Below are 17,146 nucleotides of genomic sequence, written 5' to 3'. Positions count from 1 at the left end.
CACAGTGTAGCCCTCAGCAGAAGATAGCGAAAATACGGAATTCAAATACAGGTATCATGAAAAATGATAGCCATCAGTTTTCAGATTAAAATAAAAAAGCCATTCCCCCGAAAGGGAATGGCTGCAGAGTTATCGCGCTTATGTTTAACTACCGAGGTGTTTTTTCAAAAATGTTTCCAGACGCATGTAGAACTCTTTTTGATGTTCACTATCGTAAAAACCGTGTCCCTCATTTTTTATTAATAACCATTCGGGATCATTTCCGGCATTTTGCAGAGCGCGTCGCATATTTTCCGCCTGACCGAGTTCCGTTTTTTCGTCCTTTGTTCCATGTGCAAGAAAAACCGGTACCTTAATTTTTTCTGCCAGATTAACAGGTGATTCAGACGCTAATTTATTCATATCATCACCCATATATTTACGTAGCCAGTTTTCAACTTTCTTGCTCTCCTTGGTAACGTCCTGACTGTAACGGGAAACAAGGTCGTATCGACCTGAATAACCGACAGCACAACGTACGAGTGATGGTGCCTTTACCGGCACCATCATTGCCGCATAGGCACCGTAGCTTGCTCCGTACACACAAACTCGTTGCGAATCAATTTCCGGAGGTGTATTCGCCCACTTTAAGCCATCAACTAAATCATCAATCATTTTTCCGCCAAACTCTTTCATTCCTGCATCTCTGAATTTAGGGCCACGGCCGGAAGAGCCCCTGAAATTAACCTGTAATACTGCATAACCTCTGCTCGCCAAGAACTGAGCATCTCTATCAAAATACCAGCCATCGTGAATGTCAATTGGTCCACCATGCGGTAGCAAAATGAGCGGTAATTTTTTCTTTTGGGGATTATTCGGAACTGTCAGGTAACCCATGATTTTTTCACCATCACGCGTGATGAAATCGATCGGCTTTCGCGAAGCCATTTGATCAGGTTCAAGACCGGACATATTTAAAAACAATAAATCTGCTTTCCCCGTCTGACGGTCATAAATATAGAAAGACCCCGGATCGCGATCACTGCTGACATTAAATAAAAGTTTCTGTCCATCATCCGAAAAATTGATAAAGTGGACGTAAGAATCAGGAAACGATTCACTCAATATTTTATGCAGTTTCGCATCCGGCGCATCTGGCATGATATAAACCGCTTTTGGAATGCCGACGGATGACGTGATAGCGAAAGGTATTTCAGGTTTTGCGCTAAACTCGATCTGCTCTACGCTACCGACAGGATCTTTGAAGAGAACTTTTCTTTGACCTGAATTCATATTCTCGATAATCAGGCTGTCCGGCTCACCGAGATTGCTTTGTAAGGCGTAAAACTCATCATCGCCGGGAAGGAAGACAAGAGGTGAGAAATGACTTCCGAGTTTGCTGCTGTCCGTGCGTTGCCATTCTTTGGCCTGATCATCGAAACGAAACAAAACCATTTTATTGTTATCGTCATAGCCCGAGGCAAATCTCGCTTTACCGTCATGCTGGAAAGTAAAATCCAAGTCTGACATGCTGATGTCAGCGACTAAACGACGAACTGCGGTATTGGTGTTGATCTCGTAAAGATTTGTGCGGGCTCTGCGCCACTCGTGCGAGCTGACCATGATATTGCCATTACGGGAGTACGGAACATCCGCGATGACGCCAAAGGCATAATCATCCCCATAACGTTCACCACGCTTCGACTGTTTAAAATTCTGATAGCCGTATAAATATTCAACCTGAGTACCATCTATATTTGTAGCGATAATCTCTCCGGTTGAAACAGGAGGTTCACGGTAACCAACTTCTAACCCTTTTTTGATTGCTAATCTTTGGTTGTTGACCCAAAAAAAATTAACAGGGACTTCAAATCCGGGCAGGATATGCGTTGCGACAATTTTGAGTTCAGGCAAGCTATAGACAACCATCGTCAGCATATTGCGTTTTTCACGTTTTATGCGGACGCTGACTGCGATATGTTTTCCATCAGGTGATAAATGGGGAATATTAAATTTTTCTTGTTCAACAAAAGCGTCAACAGGAATTAGTTTTTCCTCTGCTCTTGCTGAATTCATGAGGACAAACGCCGCAATGAAGCTAATCGTGAGATGTTTTAACATAAAAGTGTTATTTTTTTAAAAACACCATTATTAATTAATAAACTAAAAATGTGTATTTAAATTTAACTTTTCTCAACAAGTAGCTACTTGATAGTATCGGGATGGTATTAAAAAATATGGCGCCCTTTGATTTTTCAACGATTTGATACTTTTGCTCCCGGCCATTTCCCGCTTACGACCAGTCCCTGACTGAGTTCTGTCACTAATTTTTCTATGGCCATCGCCGCATTTGTCAGCGGGATATTTTTAGAGGAACAGAGCGTCACCGTTCGCGACAATTGCACGTCGCTGATGGGCCAGGTCAGCAATTCACCGCGCTCGATTTCTGCCAGCATCGGTGCGGCAGGCAAGATGGTTGCCCCCATATCCGCCAAGAGTGCTGATTTCAGAATCGTAATCGACGTAATGTCGATCACATTGCTGATTTCCAACCCGTGTTCACGTGCCACTTTTTCTATTCCAGGCCGCACGCCGTGCTGCACACTTGGCAGAATCAACGACGTCTGCAAGGCTTTTTTCAGACTGATGCTCTTACGTTTGCAGGCAAACTGCGAATGAGCGCGGGTGATGTACATCATCTCTTCTTCAACCAGCGGTATGCATGAGAAATGATTCTGCAGTTGCCCGTCGTCAAATAGTATCGCCAGATTCAGGCGGCCTGATTTCAACTGCTCAGTCAGATTACCGGTGAGCTCTTCTGTGAGTTGAAACACGATATCCGGAAACGCAGCGCGCACCGCTGTGAGGAGCGGGAAAGCGAGCGCGCCGGAAACGCTTTGCGGTATACCGAGTGCCACAGTACCGCTTGGCTTATCGGTGGACTGCCTGACGGCCGATCTGGCATCGCTGACCTGTTTCAGTATCGCTTGTGCATGTTCATAAAACAGCTTGCCAGCATCAGTTGCCTGCATGCCCTGCGCTGACCGGTGCAGCAAAGTCGCACCCAGCTCCTCTTCAAGATGTTGCAACTGTTGCGTCAGTGCCGGCTGTACGATATGCAGCACTTTCGCCGCCCGTGACAAAGAACCATGATCCACAATCGCGATGAAATAACGTAACTGACGCAGTTCCATACTTACTCCACCGGCCTGATCGCACGCCGCTCTATTGACGAAGACAAAATCAGCGAAGTCGATGTCACGCCGCAGCGTGCCAGGCTCGCAATCACACGCTCCAGCTCGCGGACTGAAGAGGCGACAACTTTGACGATGACGCAATCCTCACCGGTAATGGCGTGGCATTCGATCACTTCCGGTACTTGCTCGGCAATTTTGACGACAGGCATGTCGCTGGTACGGCTCGCTATCCGCACAAAGGCGGTGATGCCATAACCGAGAGCTTCGGGATTGACATGGGCGTGGTAACCCGTGATCACCTTCGCTGCTTCCATGCGTTTGATCCGCTCAGCGACCGCTGGCTGGCTCAGATGGATGCGACGACCAATCTCAGCCAGCGTCACACGCGCATCGGCCTGCAAAATATCCAGGATACGGGCGTCCATCACATCTAATTCTATCTTCATGGTGAAATCATCGTTTTTCAATTAATTCCAAAGAAATATATCTGATTTACCTTTAACTATCCATTCAAAAACGCTACTGAGTCTCATACACTATTCAGCATTCTGAGGTTTCGTCTTCGCTTTTTCCTTGTATGCGCCATCTTCCCCGTTCTGTTCTTGCCGCCCTGCTGACTGTTTATATTGTCTGGGGCTCTACCTATTTCGCGATACAAGTCGCTTTGCAGGCATTCCCGCCTTTTATGATGATAGGCACGCGCTTTCTGGCTGCGGGGGGAATTTTATTTGCCTGGCAAAAATGGCGGGGAGCAGCAAATCCTACAATCCGTGAATGGCGCGACGGCGGCATCGTCGGCATCTTAATGTTGGGTGGCGGTACGGGGCTGACCGCTTGCGCACAACAGTATGTTTCCTCGGGACTGACGGCGGTTTTCATTGCCTGCTCTCCCATGATTTTATCCGGCTTGTCGGGACTGTTCGGCGACTGGCCGAAGCGACGCGAATGGATAGGCATACTTGCTGGTTTCATCGGCGCGATGTTGCTCGCATCCGACGGTGATTTCGCGGCAAAACCAGTCGGTGTGCTGTTTCTGCTTGGTGCAATCTTGTGCTGGGATGTCGGCTCCGTTCTGTCGCAGAAAAAACTGAAAATGGCGGCGGGCGGCATGGGCTTTGCGAGTGAAATGCTGATCGGTGGCTTGTTTCTGGTCATCGTCAGCCTGTTAAAAGGAGAAAGCATGACAGGGCCAGTCACTGTTGACGCACTCGCTGCCTGGGCTTATCTGGTGATCGCAGGTTCTTTACTGGCATTCACTGCGTATATGTATTTACTGTCGAAAGTATCCGCCGGGCTTGCCGCCAGCTACGCTTATGTGAATCCTGTCATTGCGGTCACTCTCGGTGTCTTGTTTGGCGGTGAACATCTGTCAGCCAAAGCTATGCTGGCCATGGCAGTGATACTCGGCAGCGTGGTGTTACTGACCACGGCACGTCAGACCAGCAAATAAAGGAGTGCACACTCCTTATAAGCTCATGCTCTCACAGCACAGTATCCACAACAGGCATCGGTTTGAAACGATAACTAACACCGTCTGCCATGCTGCTTTTCATACTCCCTGTCGAAAAATGTTAAGCTAAGTCTCCCTCGGCGACTGCTGCTTGTGTCGCCACCAACTGTGCGAGGAAGTCTGTATGGGCTTATCTATTTTTCCGGTCGCTCTTGTCAGCATATTGCTTGCCGGTCAGGTGAGCGCTGCCGATCACATCATTCATGTTGTCGACAGTACCGGCAATCCTTTGGAAAATGCCGTTGTATATGCAGAAGCGCCCGGCCTTACCAATACGAGCAAACCCGGCAGCGCTGAAATCGAACAAAAAGATAAAAAATTTATTCCGCTGGTGTCAGTAATACAAACCGGTACTTCGGTTGCGTTTCCGAACAACGACAAGGTAAAACATCACGCCTATTCATTTTCAGCACCAAAGCAGTTTGAATTGAAGCTGTATTCGGGAAAGCCATCGGCACCTGTGTTGTTCGATAAGCCAGGTACGGTGGTCGTCGGCTGCAATATTCACGATCAGATGGTGGCCTATATTCATGTGGTGAACACGCCGTATTTTGCCAAGACAGATGCAAAAGGTACGGCCAGACTAAGCAATCTTCCGACGGGAAAATACACACTCAAGGTCTGGCATTATCTACAGGCTCCCGGAACAGAAATTAAAGAACAAAGTTTACAGACCGGAACAGAAAATACACCACTGACCATACGTCTGAATGTCAAAGCCAGCTAAACGAAAAACAGAATTGAATTCAACAAAGCCGCTGCCTGTGCAGTTGAAGAAAATGGTCGAAAACGAAGTAAAAGGAAAATAGAAAATGCGTTTTCACAGTTTGGAAAGCCGGGTTGTCGTCTTATTCATCAGCTTGCTTCTGACCTTGCAACTGGTCGCCTATTTTGCGATTGGAAACGCCATTGATACCAATGCACGCAGCGCCATTGAATCTGAACTGAAGATCAGCACAAAAGTTTTTTCACGCTTACTCGATCAGAATGCACAAAAACTGATACAAGGTGCGACGCTACTGTCGAAAGATTATGCGTTTCGTGAAGCCATCGGCACGCATGACACAGAAACCATCGTCTCCACCTTATTGAATCATGGTCAGCGCTTAGGCGCAGATTTGACCATGCTGGTTGATCTGGATGGAAAAATCACAGCAGCCAGCAGCGACACACTGGCGCATGGTTTGCAGCAATCGGTTTCCTCCATGATCAAGACCGCCACTGAAAAAGGCAGCGCCGGTAATATTGATATCGTTGACGGTAAGCCCTATCAGATGGTGATGGTTCCAGTACAGGCTCCTGTCACTATCAGTTGGGTTGTCATGGCGATTCCACTGGATCAGACGCTGGTCAGCGATATGCGTGAATTATCGACGATGCAAATCAGCTTGCTCACCTCGCAAAACCGTTCGCCGTGGAAAATGAATGTCTCCACGCTGGAGCAGCAAGACGCCTTGCAACTGGTAAGTACTTTGTCAAAAAACGAGGCTGGCGCCGGCCTCATGCGCGATATGGAAATCGGTGACAATCGTTACCGTACAAATGTATTGCCACTGGCCAGCAACGGCAATAACAGAGCCGTCGCGGTGCTTCAATTGTCAATAGACCAAGCTGTCGCCCCCTATAAAAAATTACAGAGAAATCTGCTGATACTGACCGTGCTCGGATGTATTGTTGCCAGCGTCATCAGCGCAGTCACTGCACGGCGTGTCATCGAACCCGTCCGACAGCTGGCCGATACCGCCCGTCGCCTTGGCGCTGGTGATTATCTGACGCCGATCAAGGTCGAAAGAAAAGATGAAATCGGTGATCTGGCAAATAGCTTTTCACATATGCGTGACGCCATCGCTTCACGTGAACAGGAAATCAGCCGTCTCGCTTACTGGGATACGCTGACTGCCTTGCCGAACCGCGCCTTATTCAGAGATATGCTGGACGAGGCGATCACGCAAGCTAGAAGCCGTGCCAGCACATGCTATGTGCTGATGATGGATCTGGACAGATTCAAACACGTCAATGACGTCATGGGGCACAGCTTCGGCGATATTTTGCTGCAAGAAGTCGCCAATCGTCTGAAAGTGGAACTAGGTGCAGGCAATATTCAACCTGCCCGTCTCGGCGGCGATGAATTTGCTGTGCTGATGCCAGAAACTAAAGAAGACGCCGCACTGCAGATCGCAGAAAAGATACTGCATGCACTGGAACATCCGATATCGATAGAAGATCAGACCGTCGATATCGGTGCCAGCATAGGCATTGCAGGCTACCCAGCGCATGCCGCCGATGCCGCCACGCTGTTAAGCCGGGTTGAGGTCGCCATGTATGCAGCCAAGCAGGCGAAGAATGGTGCGGTGATTTACTCGCCGGACATCGACAAATCCAGCCAGCAAAGTTTATCGCTGCTGAGCGAAATGCGCACCGCGCTTGAACGCAACGATTTCCGTCTCTACGTACAACCCAAAGTCTCGCTGATGACTGGTGAGGTCGTCGCGGTCGAAGCTTTAGTCCGATGGTTACATCCGGAGCGCAATTTTATCTACCCGGATCAGTTCATTCCCTTTGCTGAGCAGACAGGCTTCATCCGTCAGCTGACACACTGGATGATGAACGCTTCAGCCCAAGCTTGCCGTGAATGGAAAAATGCCGGAATTCGTCTGAAAATATCAGTCAATATTTCGACGCGGGATCTGATGGATCAGGAACTACCGGAGAAATTTGCAAAAATTCTGGCGCTGCATCAGGTACAGGCCGCCGATTTTTGTCTGGAAATTACGGAAAGCGCCATCATGGATGACCCTGTACGCGCCCATCTGACGCTGGATAAATTACATGCAATGGGAATGGAGTTATCGATCGATGATTTCGGAACCGGTTATTCATCTCTGGCTTATCTGAAACGGCTGCCAGTGAATGAACTGAAGATTGATAAATCATTCGTATTAAAAATGGAACAGGATATTGACGACACGAAAATAGTCAAATCCACTATCGATCTGGGACACAACATGGGGTTGAGGGTTGTCGCCGAAGGTATAGAAAATACGGAAGTAATGAACTTATTAAAAGAACTGGGATGCGATCAGGGACAAGGTTACTACATCAGCAGACCGATGCCAGCAAGTGAATTGCAGCCATGGCTGCTGACCCGGCAAGATTATCAGACAATATGAATCAGTTGCCCTGACTTGCGGTCGCGCTTGGAATTGTACATACGGCTGTCGGCAATCTTGATCAGTTGTACATAATCGTCGCCATCTTCGGGGAAGGAAGCCCAGCCTATCGACGCACCAATGTCAACCACTGCATTATCCAACGCGATGGGCTGTTCGACCAGAGATGAAATCTTCTCCACCATATTATGAATGTCAATAGAATTTTTGGTGTCTCTCAGCAGCAGCACAAATTCATCGCCACCGTAACGGGCAACATCATCAGTATCACGGATCGCGGATAAGAGACGTGCGGCAGTAATCATCAGCACCTGATCACCGGCATCGTGACCATAGCTGTCGTTCACCTGTTTAAAACGATCGAGATCAACAAACAGTAAAGTAAAGCCGTTTTCCTGGTCCGGATTTTCTTTCGAATTTTTTTGCAGGTAAGTGATTTTTGCGAACAAGGACTCGCGATTAGCGACTTGCGTCAGTTTGTCAAAACGCAGCTTCTTCTCCATTTCAACAAAGGTTTGCGTCAGTAAGCCTATCTCATCCTGACGATGGATGTGCAGCTTGGGCATAGGCTCGCCGTTACCGAATTTTTCTGCTGCTGAAGTAAGCTTCCGGATATCGCGGACCACCCTCTCAACAATCGTCAGCGCTATCGTCAGGGCAAAAATAATACATGCAATAGCGATCACCATACTTTGCATGAACCCCTGATTGATCTCACGCATGAAGTCGGCACGCGGTACCACCACGATCGTCTGCCAGTTCAAACCTTGCCTGCCACCGAGGGGAGAAATCGCGACATCCACTGTGCCGCTGCTGAGTTCCATCGACACGACTTCCGGCTCTGTCGTTTTTGACTTACCGATATTCGAAAATGTGCCGCTGATTAAAGCCGTTTTCATATCGACTGCACGTATACGCTCAGGTACGCCGTTGACGGTACGTTGCGGAATTTCCTCGCCCGATGTGGCGACGATATAGCCGTCCGCATCAACGATGTAAGCCACGCTATTTTTGCTGATGTCGAGTTTGCGTAAAAAATTCGATAACTCAATCAAGGTCACATCCGTCGCCAACACGCCGGCAAACTCGTGATTTTTCTGAAATACAGCCTTCGCCAGCGTAATGGTCGGGAAGTTAAACGAAAAATTGTTGTAAATCTTCGACCACACCGGTTTATCAGAACGCATTGCCGTCTGATACCAGGGGCGCTTGCGGGGGTCAAAATCATCGCTACGTATCAGTTCAGAACGGTCACCGATACCAGTCACATGATACACATCACGACGCTTGCCATCGGGTTCACGCCAGAACAGTTGTACGTCCCGCTTGGAGATACGGTAAACACCGACAAAACGCCCGTCTTTTCCGCCAAAATAGACGTAATTATTCACATCCATGAATAAACCGCTGGCAGCCCAGAATTTATCTTCGAGGATACGCATGTCAGTGGAAAAATCATGCTCTTTCGGCATGCGGTCAGCACTGGGCGCTACGGATTCAAGCGCAATCAGCGCACCTTCAAGATGCCTCTCGGTAGAGAGATTGATACGGTTGACCATATCGACCAGCATGCGTTGCGTCAGCGTATGCACCGCATCTGTTCCGGCTTTTATGGATATCCAGCCGATCGCTGCCGAAACACCGATCACCAGTAAGGTAATCGGAATGACGAGTTGGCGGCGTAGCGACGAATGACTCATATCAGATTCAGGCTAAACAACAAAAATAGGGAGAAACAACAGGCGGCGGCGCAATCTGATCGCATGCACTCGTATATGTCACTATCGTATTACAAAGGAGCAATCTAGGAAACACAGAAGTGGTGCAGCATACTATGAACTATGTGGGTGCCGATAGAGCACTTACTCGGAAAACAGGTCGAAAAATTTTATTGCCGTGATCCACGAAATACAGAAGGCCAGTCATTGCCACAAGTTTGTTTTAGAGATTTTCAGACAAAATGAGCGCGGTTGTCTGCTCTGTTCAGGAACATATCATCATGGAATGATAGAGAAACGATGAACCGGAAAAACATACTGCGTGGCAGGTGGTAGGATATTCTTGTTGTAAAGCGACAGATTACTGTTTCCTTTTTGCACTGATCAGTTCAGAAGATATCAGAAGCGAGATTATCGCTTTCATTTTTGCTTTTTCATTTCTCGGGGGAGGGATATTCATGCCAGCCAAGATCAATTTTCCCGTCATCGCCAGCGTACTGCTATTGTTTGCGCAGCAAAATGCCTATGCACAGATCGCGGCGCCAGACAGTGGCAAATTTCTGGCGACCGCGGGCGTCAGACAAGTGGAAGGCGCGGGCGGCGGCGGCGTGGTGCCATGGGCATTAATTACCAGTTATGGCACAGAGGACAGTTACGGCGCCAATGCCTATCTGACTATGCTCTCAACTCAGGACTACCGCCTCAAGAGCTATGGCGTCGCCGTCGGACTTTTTGACAAACTCGAATTGTCTCTGGGGAAGCAGGAATTCACCGGCAGCAAGGTGCCATTGGATAAACTCACGCTGCAACAGGACATCGCGGGGATCAAACTCAGAATATCCGGTGATCTCATTGCCGATCAGGATAACTGGAACCCTCAGCTTGCCATCGGTGCTATGCTCAAACATCATCAGGGGGTTCAAGGGCTGGATGCGCTAGGCGTCAGCAATGTCAGGCAACTCGGCGCCAAGAGTGATACCGGTGTTGATTACTATGCATCCGCGAGCAAACTATTTCTGGCGCAAAGCTTGCTCGTCAATGGGACACTCAGGATGACCAAGGCGAACCAGATGGGCTTGCTGGGTTTTGGCGGAGACAAAAAAGACCAGTATCAGGTCATGCCGGAAGCATCCGTAGCCTATTTGCTGAATCGTAAGTTGGTTGCCGGCCTAGAATATCGACGGAAGCCAAACAATCTGAGTATCGACAACGAGAAAGCGTATTACGATGCATTTGTCGCCTGGTTTCCGAATAAGACCACGTCGCTGACACTTGCTTACGCAAATCTCGGTGATATTACGGTTTTCAACCCCAAAAGCCAGCGCGGCTGGTATGTCTCTGTTCAGGTCGGGAATTAAACATGCGACGACTACATTCTGTCTTCTGCTCTGCGGCGATCATGCTGACGATAGTACTGAGCAGCCATAGCAACACCAGCATGGCGCAGACCGCAAGCTTGTATGAGGAACTGGGCGGCGACGCTGGCATCAGCCGCATTGTTGACGACACCCTGCTCCTTGTCTTGCAAGACCCGCGAATAAAAGCAGCGTTTAAAGATACCAACATCAAACGGCTGGCCGGATTGCTGAAGGAACAATTCTGCGAGATCAGCGGCGGCCCCTGTCGTTATAGCGGCGACGATATGAAACTCACACACGAGGGGCAGAATGTCAGCAGCGCCCAGTTCAATGCCCTGGCGGAAGATATTCAATTAGCAATGGAAAATCTGAATATTTCCTCTTCGGCCCAAAACAAGCTGATCGCCAGGCTAGCGCCAATGAAACGGGATATTGTTGTCCGAAAATGAAGCTGATGCCCGTGTCAGACTGCACGAGAAATATGGATAACATTTGCGCCAGCCCCAACATCAATGCGCATCAAAACAAATGATTTTTCGGGGAAAAAACAACACCCAACCGTAAGTTTTACTTTACTGCGTAATTAATAAGCACCCATGAAGTCTTTTTTACCAAGCACGACACCGTTGTGACGCAATATCGCATAAGTCGTTGTAACGTGGAAAAAGAACTGCGGCAAACCGTATTGCAGCAAATAAGTCTGGCCGTTCAGCTTTTTCTCTTTAGGAGTGCCAGGACGCAAAATAATGTCACGCTCTTCGCTGCCGATAAATCTCGCTAAGTCTAAAGACGTGATAAATGCTTTCGTTTTTGCGATACGTGCCTGTAAATCGGCAAACGTCTGCTCATTGTCTTCGTATACAGGTAAGTCAGTTTCTGCCAGACGGCCTGCGACGCTTTTGGCGAAATCAGCGGCAATCTGTACCTGACGTATCAGCGCAAACATGTCAGGAAACAAACGCGCCTGCAAGAAAACTTCTGGTGCGATATTTTTTGCAACAGCGTGCTCTTCAGCTTTCTTCAGAACATCGCTGAGACTATCCAGCATTTGGGTGAATACGGGCACTGATGCGGTATACATAGAAATCGTCATATTGGGGTTCTCCGTGAATGGCTGAAAAAACGCGTGAAATCAAAGCTGATCAAGCGCGCTGATTATAGGCCCGGCAGATATTCCGTGTATGTATGCCATAAAAGGCATCCACAACATCTGCATTGATTTGCGATACCGGTCAGCGTAACTGCGGTCTTACCGGCAACAGATCCGTACGGAAACAGGCAAGATATACCTTTACTCTACTTCCCGAATACTAAAAGCAATACGGCTGGAAATAAAAAAGCCGGTCTGATGACCGGCTTTTTTCACAAGACGAACTTGTTATTGATTAGAAGCGATAGCCTACGCCTACGCCTACCAGCCATGGATCAACCTTCACGTTACTGATTTTTGCGCCACCCAAAGTGACATCGCTGCGAATCTGTACTTTTTTCACATCCAGATTCAGAGACCAGTTTTTATCCAGTTTGAAATCCACACCAGCTTGCAGTGCGAAACCAAAGCTGTTGTTGTCCAGATCAGCTTTACCGCCGAGCAGGTTCACGTCAGAAATACGTGTGTAGTTCACGCCAGCACCGAGGTATGGGCTTACTTGCGCTTCTGGAGCGAAGTGGTATTGCGCTGTCAGTGTTGGTGGCAGATGTTTGAATGTACCGATGTTAGTACCGTTCAGTGACACATCATGTTTTTGTGGGTAAGTCAGGATCAGTTCTGCAGACCAGTTTGGTGTAACGAAATAAGTGATATCGACTTCAGCAATAGTTTTGTTGCTGACGTGGATAGCATCTGCCGGTGCCAGACCTGCGATAGCATCAGACTTGTTATCTGGGCTGATGTTGACTGCACGGGCACGTACTTGCCATGGACTTTGCTGAGCCATAGCTTGCGTTGCTGTTAAACCCATTGCAGCTAAAGAGAGAGCGATAACGATCTTTTTCATTTTGTTTTCCTCGGTTGTCTAAGTTGATGAATGAAGTGTAGTTCTGCGATACACCTTGCAATTTGCGCTACATCAAATTTGATGCGAGGCACAAATTTATGTGAAATTTGGCAAAATACGTTTGTCCCAGCGCGCATGAGGTATCCTTGCGGGCATTGTCTACATTTAACAACAAAGAAATAATGGCTAATTACGTTTACACCATGAATCGTGTCGGAAAAATTGTTCCGCCGAAACGTCAAATCCTGAAAGATATTTCACTTTCCTTCTTTCCCGGCGCCAAAATTGGCGTGCTTGGTCTGAATGGTTCAGGTAAATCATCTTTGCTGAAAATTATGGCGGGACTGGATACCGATATTCAGGGCGAAGCCGTACCTATGCCGAATCTGAACATCGGGTATCTGCCACAGGAACCTCAGCTGGCCCCTGAACAAACCGTCCGCGAAGCAGTCGAATCTGCACTCGGTGAGGTATTTGCAGCAAAGGCAAGGCTGGAAGAAGTGTATGCCGCCTACGCCGAGGAAAATGCCGATTTCGATGCCTTAGCGGAAGAACAGGCGCGACTGGAAGCGATCATCTCCGCTTCTGCGGGCGATAATGTTGAATTACAACTGGAAATGGCTGCTGACGCGCTGCGCCTGCCACCATGGGATGCCAAAATCGGTGTGCTGTCCGGTGGTGAAAAACGCCGCGTTGCCTTGTGTCGTTTATTGTTGTCAAAACCCGACATGTTGCTGCTTGATGAACCAACCAACCATCTGGATGCAGAATCTGTTGACTGGCTCGAGCAATTCCTGTTGCGCTTCCCCGGCACCGTGGTGGCGATCACGCATGACCGCTACTTCCTTGATAACGCTGCAGAATGGATATTGGAGCTGGATCGTGGTGCTGGCATTCCATGGAAAGGCAATTACTCTTCCTGGCTGGATCAGAAACAAGCCCGTCTGAAGCAGGAAGAAGCGACCGAATCAGCGCGCCAGAAAGCACTGCAGAAAGAGCTGGAGTGGTCACGTCAGAATCCGAAAGCACGTCAGGCCAAGAGTAAGGCACGTCTGGCCCGTTTCAATGAGATGAGCGAGCACGAATACCAGAAACGCAATGAAACTCAGGAGATCTTTATCCCGGTCGCTGAGCGTCTGGGTAATGAAGTCATCGAGTTCAAGAATGTCTCCAAAGCGTTTGGCGACCGTCTGCTGATCGATAACCTGAGTTTCAGAATCCCACCGGGCGCGATCGTCGGCATTATTGGCCCCAACGGCGCCGGTAAATCGACGCTGTTCAAAATGATCAAGGGACTGGAACAGCCGGACAGCGGTGAAGTAGTGCTCGGTCAAACTGCCAAAATCTCGCTGGTGGATCAGTCGCGTGAAGATCTCAGCAATACCAAAACCGTGTTTGAAGACGTCGCCAACGGCGCCGATATTCTGACTGTCGGTCGTTTTGAAATGCCGTCACGCGCCTATCTTGGCCGCTTCAACTTCAAAGGCGGTGATCAGCAAAAGATCGTCGGTAATCTGTCCGGTGGTGAACGTGGTCGTCTGCATCTGGCAAAAACTCTACTGCAGGGCGGTAATGTCTTGCTGTTGGATGAACCATCGAATGATCTGGACGTAGAAACCCTGCGTGCACTGGAAGATGCCTTGCTGGAATTTGCAGGCAGCGTGATGGTGATCTCGCATGACCGCTGGTTCCTCGATCGTATTGCGACCCACATCCTCGCGTTTGAAGGTGATTCCCAGGTTGTTTTCTTCGATGGTAACTACCAGGAATATGAAGCGGACAAGAAAAAACGTCTCGGTGAAGAAGGAGCCAAACCTAAGCGTATCCGCTACAAACCGCTGACGGTGTAACCGCACCAGAGGGCTGCCAACATCGTATTGCCGCCCTCTTAATAAAAACAAGATTTCCGGAATTTCATTATGTTTATTCACAGGCGCTCCCTTTCTTTAATAAAAGCGATTTTCACCAGTATTTTCTGTATTTTCACGCTGTTATCCGGTCATGTGATGGCCAATTCCGGCGGTAAAGAAGCCAGTGCGTCTGCCGGTGCTCCGACTGCTCCGTTGGAGCCGATTATCGTCAACCTGTCGAGCTTTGACCGTTATCTGCAAATCGGTATCACCCTGCAATTAGCAAAACCGGAAGTGGCAGAAAAAGTTAAATTAATGATGCCGGTCGTGCGTCATTCCCTGATCATGCTGCTGAGTGGCAAAGAATCGACACAGATTCAGACTGCCGAAGGTAAAAATGAATTGATCGATGAAATCAAAGAAAGAATCAATCGTGTACTCGATGTCAAAGAGCGTGACGGTGTCACGGATATTTTCTTTGTTAATTTTGTGATCCAATAAACGGATACACGCAAGCTGTACCGACTATTTCCTCAGCAGATTTTCCGGGTCTGCTGTTCCCCATTTCATCCTCGATTCCATGTATCAACTGGCAGCACCCGCATTCGCGGAAATAGAGATAAAAAAAAGCCGCTTTCTGGGTCAGTTGTACCCGCTGCATACGCGCGCTGAAGCGCGTGCGCGCCTGACAGAGATACGCGCGCAGCATCCGGGAGCCGTGCATGTCTGCTGGGCGCTGATTTGTGCTGGCGACTCAGGCCTCGACGACGATGGCGAACCTTCAGGCACCGCCGCCAAACCGATGTACAACGTATTAGTACACAAAGATGTGACCAACGTTCTTGCGGTGGTTGTCCGTTACTGGGGCGGCACGAAATTAGGCGCCGGCGGATTGACGCGCGCCTATGGACAGGCGATCTCCGATGCATTTAAAACCGCCAGCCTGATCGCCGTTGAAACGATGGCTGACATCATGTTCCGGATCGCATTTGCCGATGAATCTCAGGTCCGGCGCCTGATTGAGAAATATCAGGCACAAGTGATAGCCGTCAGCTACACGGAATCAGCGCAAATGCAACTCAGTATGAAAGAAAAACAGCTCAGCCCGTTTCTGGACGAGCTTTCCGAACTACTCAAAGGCCGGGTTGAAATTCTTTCCTGACACAAGCGCTCTGGCAAAGAACCGGCGCGGCCACAGTTTAGGTATCATGATGCACCAACTGATACCGCACTGTTGAGACACACCTCCGAATCATTCTTATCATTTTCCGTTTTTATGTCTTCTGCTAACGACCTTCTGCGTACCAAAATCAATCAGGAAACAGCACGTTTTCCCTGGAGCGAACTGCTCAAACATTTTGCCTCCGGCAATGTGCTTGCTATTGCCCCGGATCTTGATCTGGTAGAAGTTGCTGTACACATGGCAAACGATAATGCTGCCGAAATTCAGACTCTCCTGAGTGCAGGGCGATTGTATAAAGTCAGTGACGAACAAGCCAGAGCCTGGCTGGAAAATGATCTGCAACTCTGGACCGTGGTGGTCAAGCCGTGGATGCTGGTGCAACACCGGGCATCTTAAGAAAATGGGGGAGTATGACTGATATTCAGAAAATCCCCCTTATTTTTAAATGTTTTCAGCAATATAACTACGGATACTCCCTCCCAGTATATGAATATGTTGAACTTTAAATAAAAGCTCCCGGTCTGAGTGCCATACTCAATGCAACAGGAAATGCTATGCAATTTCAGCTGCAACAACCACTGCCCTATACCCGCCGAGCGCTGGCGTCAGTGCTGGTATTATTAGTACACGGACTCTTGTGGCTCGCCTGGCAGCAGCAACATGGCGTCAGCAGCCGCGCTGATGCAAGCGTCATCCATTATCTGCAGTTGACAGATATCCACCCTCCGCCAGTTCCTGAGGTCAGTTCCGTGCCGCCAGAAAAAAATCTGCCAACAGCACCGAAACGCAACAATCCCACACCGCTCAATAACAAGCCCGAAAAAGCCAACGCGATCACGTTGAATCCTGTCGCGGAGAGTAATGCTAGCGTCATTACGCCAGCCGTCACCAGCGCAGAAGAGCCACGCCTGAATCTGGATGAATTAAAGCGCTCAGCGCTGGCGATAGACAAACAGCGCCAGCCCGGAACCATAGAGAAAATCCAGCAAAGTCACCGGCGTGATGACGGGTTTGAAAAAAAACTGGCGGATGGCACCAAAAAAGCGGAACGCAAAGACTGCCTGAAAGCATACTCTGGCGCAGGTTTGCTGGCCATTATTCCACTCGCCGTCAGCACAGTTGTCGATACCGGCTGCAACTGGTGAACGCGCTCGCCGGCTCAGTTATAATTCGCTCTTCGCCCC

At 48.8% G+C, this 17,146-nt stretch carries 16 protein-coding genes; 10 read left to right on the top strand and 6 right to left on the bottom strand.

Going from position 1 to position 17,146, the window contains the following annotated elements:
• Positions 1-144: 144 nt before the first annotated feature.
• The 3 genes from ACOTSW_RS00550 to ACOTSW_RS00540 all read right to left on the bottom strand — a co-directional run bounded on the left by ACOTSW_RS00550 (position 145) and on the right by ACOTSW_RS00540 (position 3,622).
• Positions 145-2,100 (bottom strand): prolyl oligopeptidase family serine peptidase, encoded by a 1,956-nt coding sequence (locus tag ACOTSW_RS00550; protein WP_423680422.1) that lies wholly within the window; start codon positions 2,098-2,100, stop codon positions 145-147.
• 134 nt (positions 2,101-2,234) lie between these two features.
• Positions 2,235-3,173 (bottom strand): LysR substrate-binding domain-containing protein, encoded by a 939-nt coding sequence (locus ACOTSW_RS00545; protein ID WP_423680421.1) that lies wholly within the window; start codon positions 3,171-3,173, stop codon positions 2,235-2,237.
• Between the two features lie 2 nt (positions 3,174-3,175).
• Positions 3,176-3,622, bottom strand: a complete 447-nt coding sequence (locus ACOTSW_RS00540; RefSeq protein WP_423680420.1) for an Lrp/AsnC family transcriptional regulator — start codon at positions 3,620-3,622, stop codon at positions 3,176-3,178.
• Positions 3,623-3,753: 131 nt separating this feature from the next.
• Here ACOTSW_RS00540 and yedA point away from each other — a divergent pair, with 131 nt between their 5' ends.
• From yedA to ACOTSW_RS00525, 3 genes are all read left to right on the top strand, one after another.
• Positions 3,754-4,626 carry a drug/metabolite exporter YedA gene (yedA, locus tag ACOTSW_RS00535; RefSeq protein WP_423680419.1) on the top strand — a complete coding sequence of 291 codons (873 nt, stop codon included), beginning with the start codon at positions 3,754-3,756 and terminating at the stop codon, positions 4,624-4,626.
• Positions 4,627-4,810: 184 nt separating this feature from the next.
• Positions 4,811-5,413, top strand: coding sequence for a methylamine utilization protein (locus ACOTSW_RS00530; protein ID WP_423680418.1), 603 nt, complete (start codon positions 4,811-4,813; stop codon positions 5,411-5,413).
• Positions 5,414-5,498: 85 nt separating this feature from the next.
• Positions 5,499-7,856: an EAL domain-containing protein gene (locus ACOTSW_RS00525; RefSeq protein ID WP_423680417.1), complete on the top strand. Its 2,358-nt coding sequence runs from the start codon at positions 5,499-5,501 to the stop codon at positions 7,854-7,856.
• On the opposite strand, the gene ACOTSW_RS00520 is transcribed toward ACOTSW_RS00525, so the two are convergent.
• A complete protein-coding gene (locus ACOTSW_RS00520) occupies positions 7,844-9,556 on the bottom strand; it encodes a diguanylate cyclase domain-containing protein (protein ID WP_423680415.1) in 1,713 nt (570 codons plus the stop codon). The genes ACOTSW_RS00525 and ACOTSW_RS00520 overlap by 13 nt on opposite strands.
• 476 nt (positions 9,557-10,032) lie before the next feature.
• Between ACOTSW_RS00520 and ACOTSW_RS00515 the strand changes: the two genes are divergently transcribed.
• Positions 10,033-10,932, top strand: a complete 900-nt coding sequence (locus ACOTSW_RS00515) for a DUF3034 family protein (protein ID WP_423680414.1) — start codon at positions 10,033-10,035, stop codon at positions 10,930-10,932.
• 2 nt (positions 10,933-10,934) lie between these two features.
• Entirely contained in the window at positions 10,935-11,381 is a 447-nt protein-coding gene (locus ACOTSW_RS00510) for a group I truncated hemoglobin (RefSeq protein ID WP_423680412.1), read from the top strand.
• A 134-nt stretch (positions 11,382-11,515) separates the two neighbouring features.
• Here the strand turns inward: ACOTSW_RS00510 and ACOTSW_RS00505 are convergent, their stop codons facing one another.
• Both ACOTSW_RS00505 and ACOTSW_RS00500 read right to left on the bottom strand, forming a co-directional pair.
• A complete protein-coding gene (locus ACOTSW_RS00505) occupies positions 11,516-12,025 on the bottom strand; it encodes a DUF1993 domain-containing protein (RefSeq protein ID WP_423680411.1) in 510 nt (169 codons plus the stop codon).
• A gap of 292 nt (positions 12,026-12,317) precedes the next feature.
• Entirely contained in the window at positions 12,318-12,929 is a 612-nt protein-coding gene (locus ACOTSW_RS00500) for an OmpW/AlkL family protein (protein ID WP_423680410.1), read from the bottom strand.
• A gap of 182 nt (positions 12,930-13,111) precedes the next feature.
• On the opposite strand from ACOTSW_RS00500, the gene ettA reads away from it, so the two are divergent.
• From ettA to ACOTSW_RS00475, 5 genes are all read left to right on the top strand, one after another.
• Positions 13,112-14,779 carry an energy-dependent translational throttle protein EttA gene (ettA, locus tag ACOTSW_RS00495; protein WP_423680409.1) on the top strand — a complete coding sequence of 556 codons (1,668 nt, stop codon included), beginning with the start codon at positions 13,112-13,114 and terminating at the stop codon, positions 14,777-14,779.
• A 69-nt stretch (positions 14,780-14,848) separates the two neighbouring features.
• Complete coding sequence (locus ACOTSW_RS00490) at positions 14,849-15,280, top strand: flagellar basal body-associated FliL family protein (RefSeq protein ID WP_423680408.1); 432 nt, start codon at positions 14,849-14,851, stop codon at positions 15,278-15,280.
• Between the two features lie 79 nt (positions 15,281-15,359).
• On the top strand, positions 15,360-15,941 hold the full coding sequence (locus tag ACOTSW_RS00485; protein ID WP_423680407.1) for an IMPACT family protein: 582 nt from the start codon (positions 15,360-15,362) through the stop codon (positions 15,939-15,941).
• A 114-nt stretch (positions 15,942-16,055) separates the two neighbouring features.
• Positions 16,056-16,358, top strand: coding sequence for a DUF2288 domain-containing protein (locus ACOTSW_RS00480; protein WP_423680406.1), 303 nt, complete (start codon positions 16,056-16,058; stop codon positions 16,356-16,358).
• 158 nt (positions 16,359-16,516) lie between these two features.
• The gene (locus tag ACOTSW_RS00475) at positions 16,517-17,107 is read left to right on the top strand and encodes a hypothetical protein (RefSeq protein WP_423680405.1); all 591 of its coding nucleotides are present in this window, start codon (positions 16,517-16,519) and stop codon (positions 17,105-17,107) included.
• Positions 17,108-17,146 lie beyond the last annotated feature (39 nt).

Source organism: Undibacterium sp. WLHG33 (genome assembly GCF_049544815.1).
In the GTDB taxonomy this organism is placed as follows: Bacteria; Pseudomonadota; Gammaproteobacteria; order Burkholderiales; family Burkholderiaceae_D; genus Undibacterium.
This window is presented reverse-complemented; position numbering and strand designations above follow the sequence as displayed.

Bases quoted from the DNA above. Each gene is read 5' to 3' on its own strand.
- ACOTSW_RS00490 (WP_423680408.1), top strand. From the start codon at position 14,849: ATGTTTATTCACAGGCGCTCCCTTTCTTTAATAAAAGCGATTTTCACC.
- ACOTSW_RS00530 (WP_423680418.1), top strand. From the start codon at position 4,811: ATGGGCTTATCTATTTTTCCGGTCGCTCTTGTCAGCATATTGCTTGCC.
- ACOTSW_RS00505 (WP_423680411.1), bottom strand. From the start codon at position 12,025: ATGACGATTTCTATGTATACCGCATCAGTGCCCGTATTCACCCAAATG.
- ACOTSW_RS00545 (WP_423680421.1), bottom strand. From the start codon at position 3,173: ATGGAACTGCGTCAGTTACGTTATTTCATCGCGATTGTGGATCATGGT.
- ACOTSW_RS00510 (WP_423680412.1), top strand. From the start codon at position 10,935: ATGCGACGACTACATTCTGTCTTCTGCTCTGCGGCGATCATGCTGACG.
- ACOTSW_RS00475 (WP_423680405.1), top strand. From the start codon at position 16,517: ATGCAATTTCAGCTGCAACAACCACTGCCCTATACCCGCCGAGCGCTG.
- ettA (WP_423680409.1), top strand. From the start codon at position 13,112: ATGGCTAATTACGTTTACACCATGAATCGTGTCGGAAAAATTGTTCCG.
- ACOTSW_RS00515 (WP_423680414.1), top strand. From the start codon at position 10,033: ATGCCAGCCAAGATCAATTTTCCCGTCATCGCCAGCGTACTGCTATTG.
- ACOTSW_RS00480 (WP_423680406.1), top strand. From the start codon at position 16,056: ATGTCTTCTGCTAACGACCTTCTGCGTACCAAAATCAATCAGGAAACA.
- ACOTSW_RS00500 (WP_423680410.1), bottom strand. From the start codon at position 12,929: ATGAAAAAGATCGTTATCGCTCTCTCTTTAGCTGCAATGGGTTTAACA.
- ACOTSW_RS00540 (WP_423680420.1), bottom strand. From the start codon at position 3,622: ATGAAGATAGAATTAGATGTGATGGACGCCCGTATCCTGGATATTTTG.
- ACOTSW_RS00520 (WP_423680415.1), bottom strand. From the start codon at position 9,556: ATGAGTCATTCGTCGCTACGCCGCCAACTCGTCATTCCGATTACCTTA.
- yedA (WP_423680419.1), top strand. From the start codon at position 3,754: ATGCGCCATCTTCCCCGTTCTGTTCTTGCCGCCCTGCTGACTGTTTAT.
- ACOTSW_RS00525 (WP_423680417.1), top strand. From the start codon at position 5,499: ATGCGTTTTCACAGTTTGGAAAGCCGGGTTGTCGTCTTATTCATCAGC.
- ACOTSW_RS00485 (WP_423680407.1), top strand. From the start codon at position 15,360: ATGTATCAACTGGCAGCACCCGCATTCGCGGAAATAGAGATAAAAAAA.
- ACOTSW_RS00550 (WP_423680422.1), bottom strand. From the start codon at position 2,100: ATGTTAAAACATCTCACGATTAGCTTCATTGCGGCGTTTGTCCTCATG.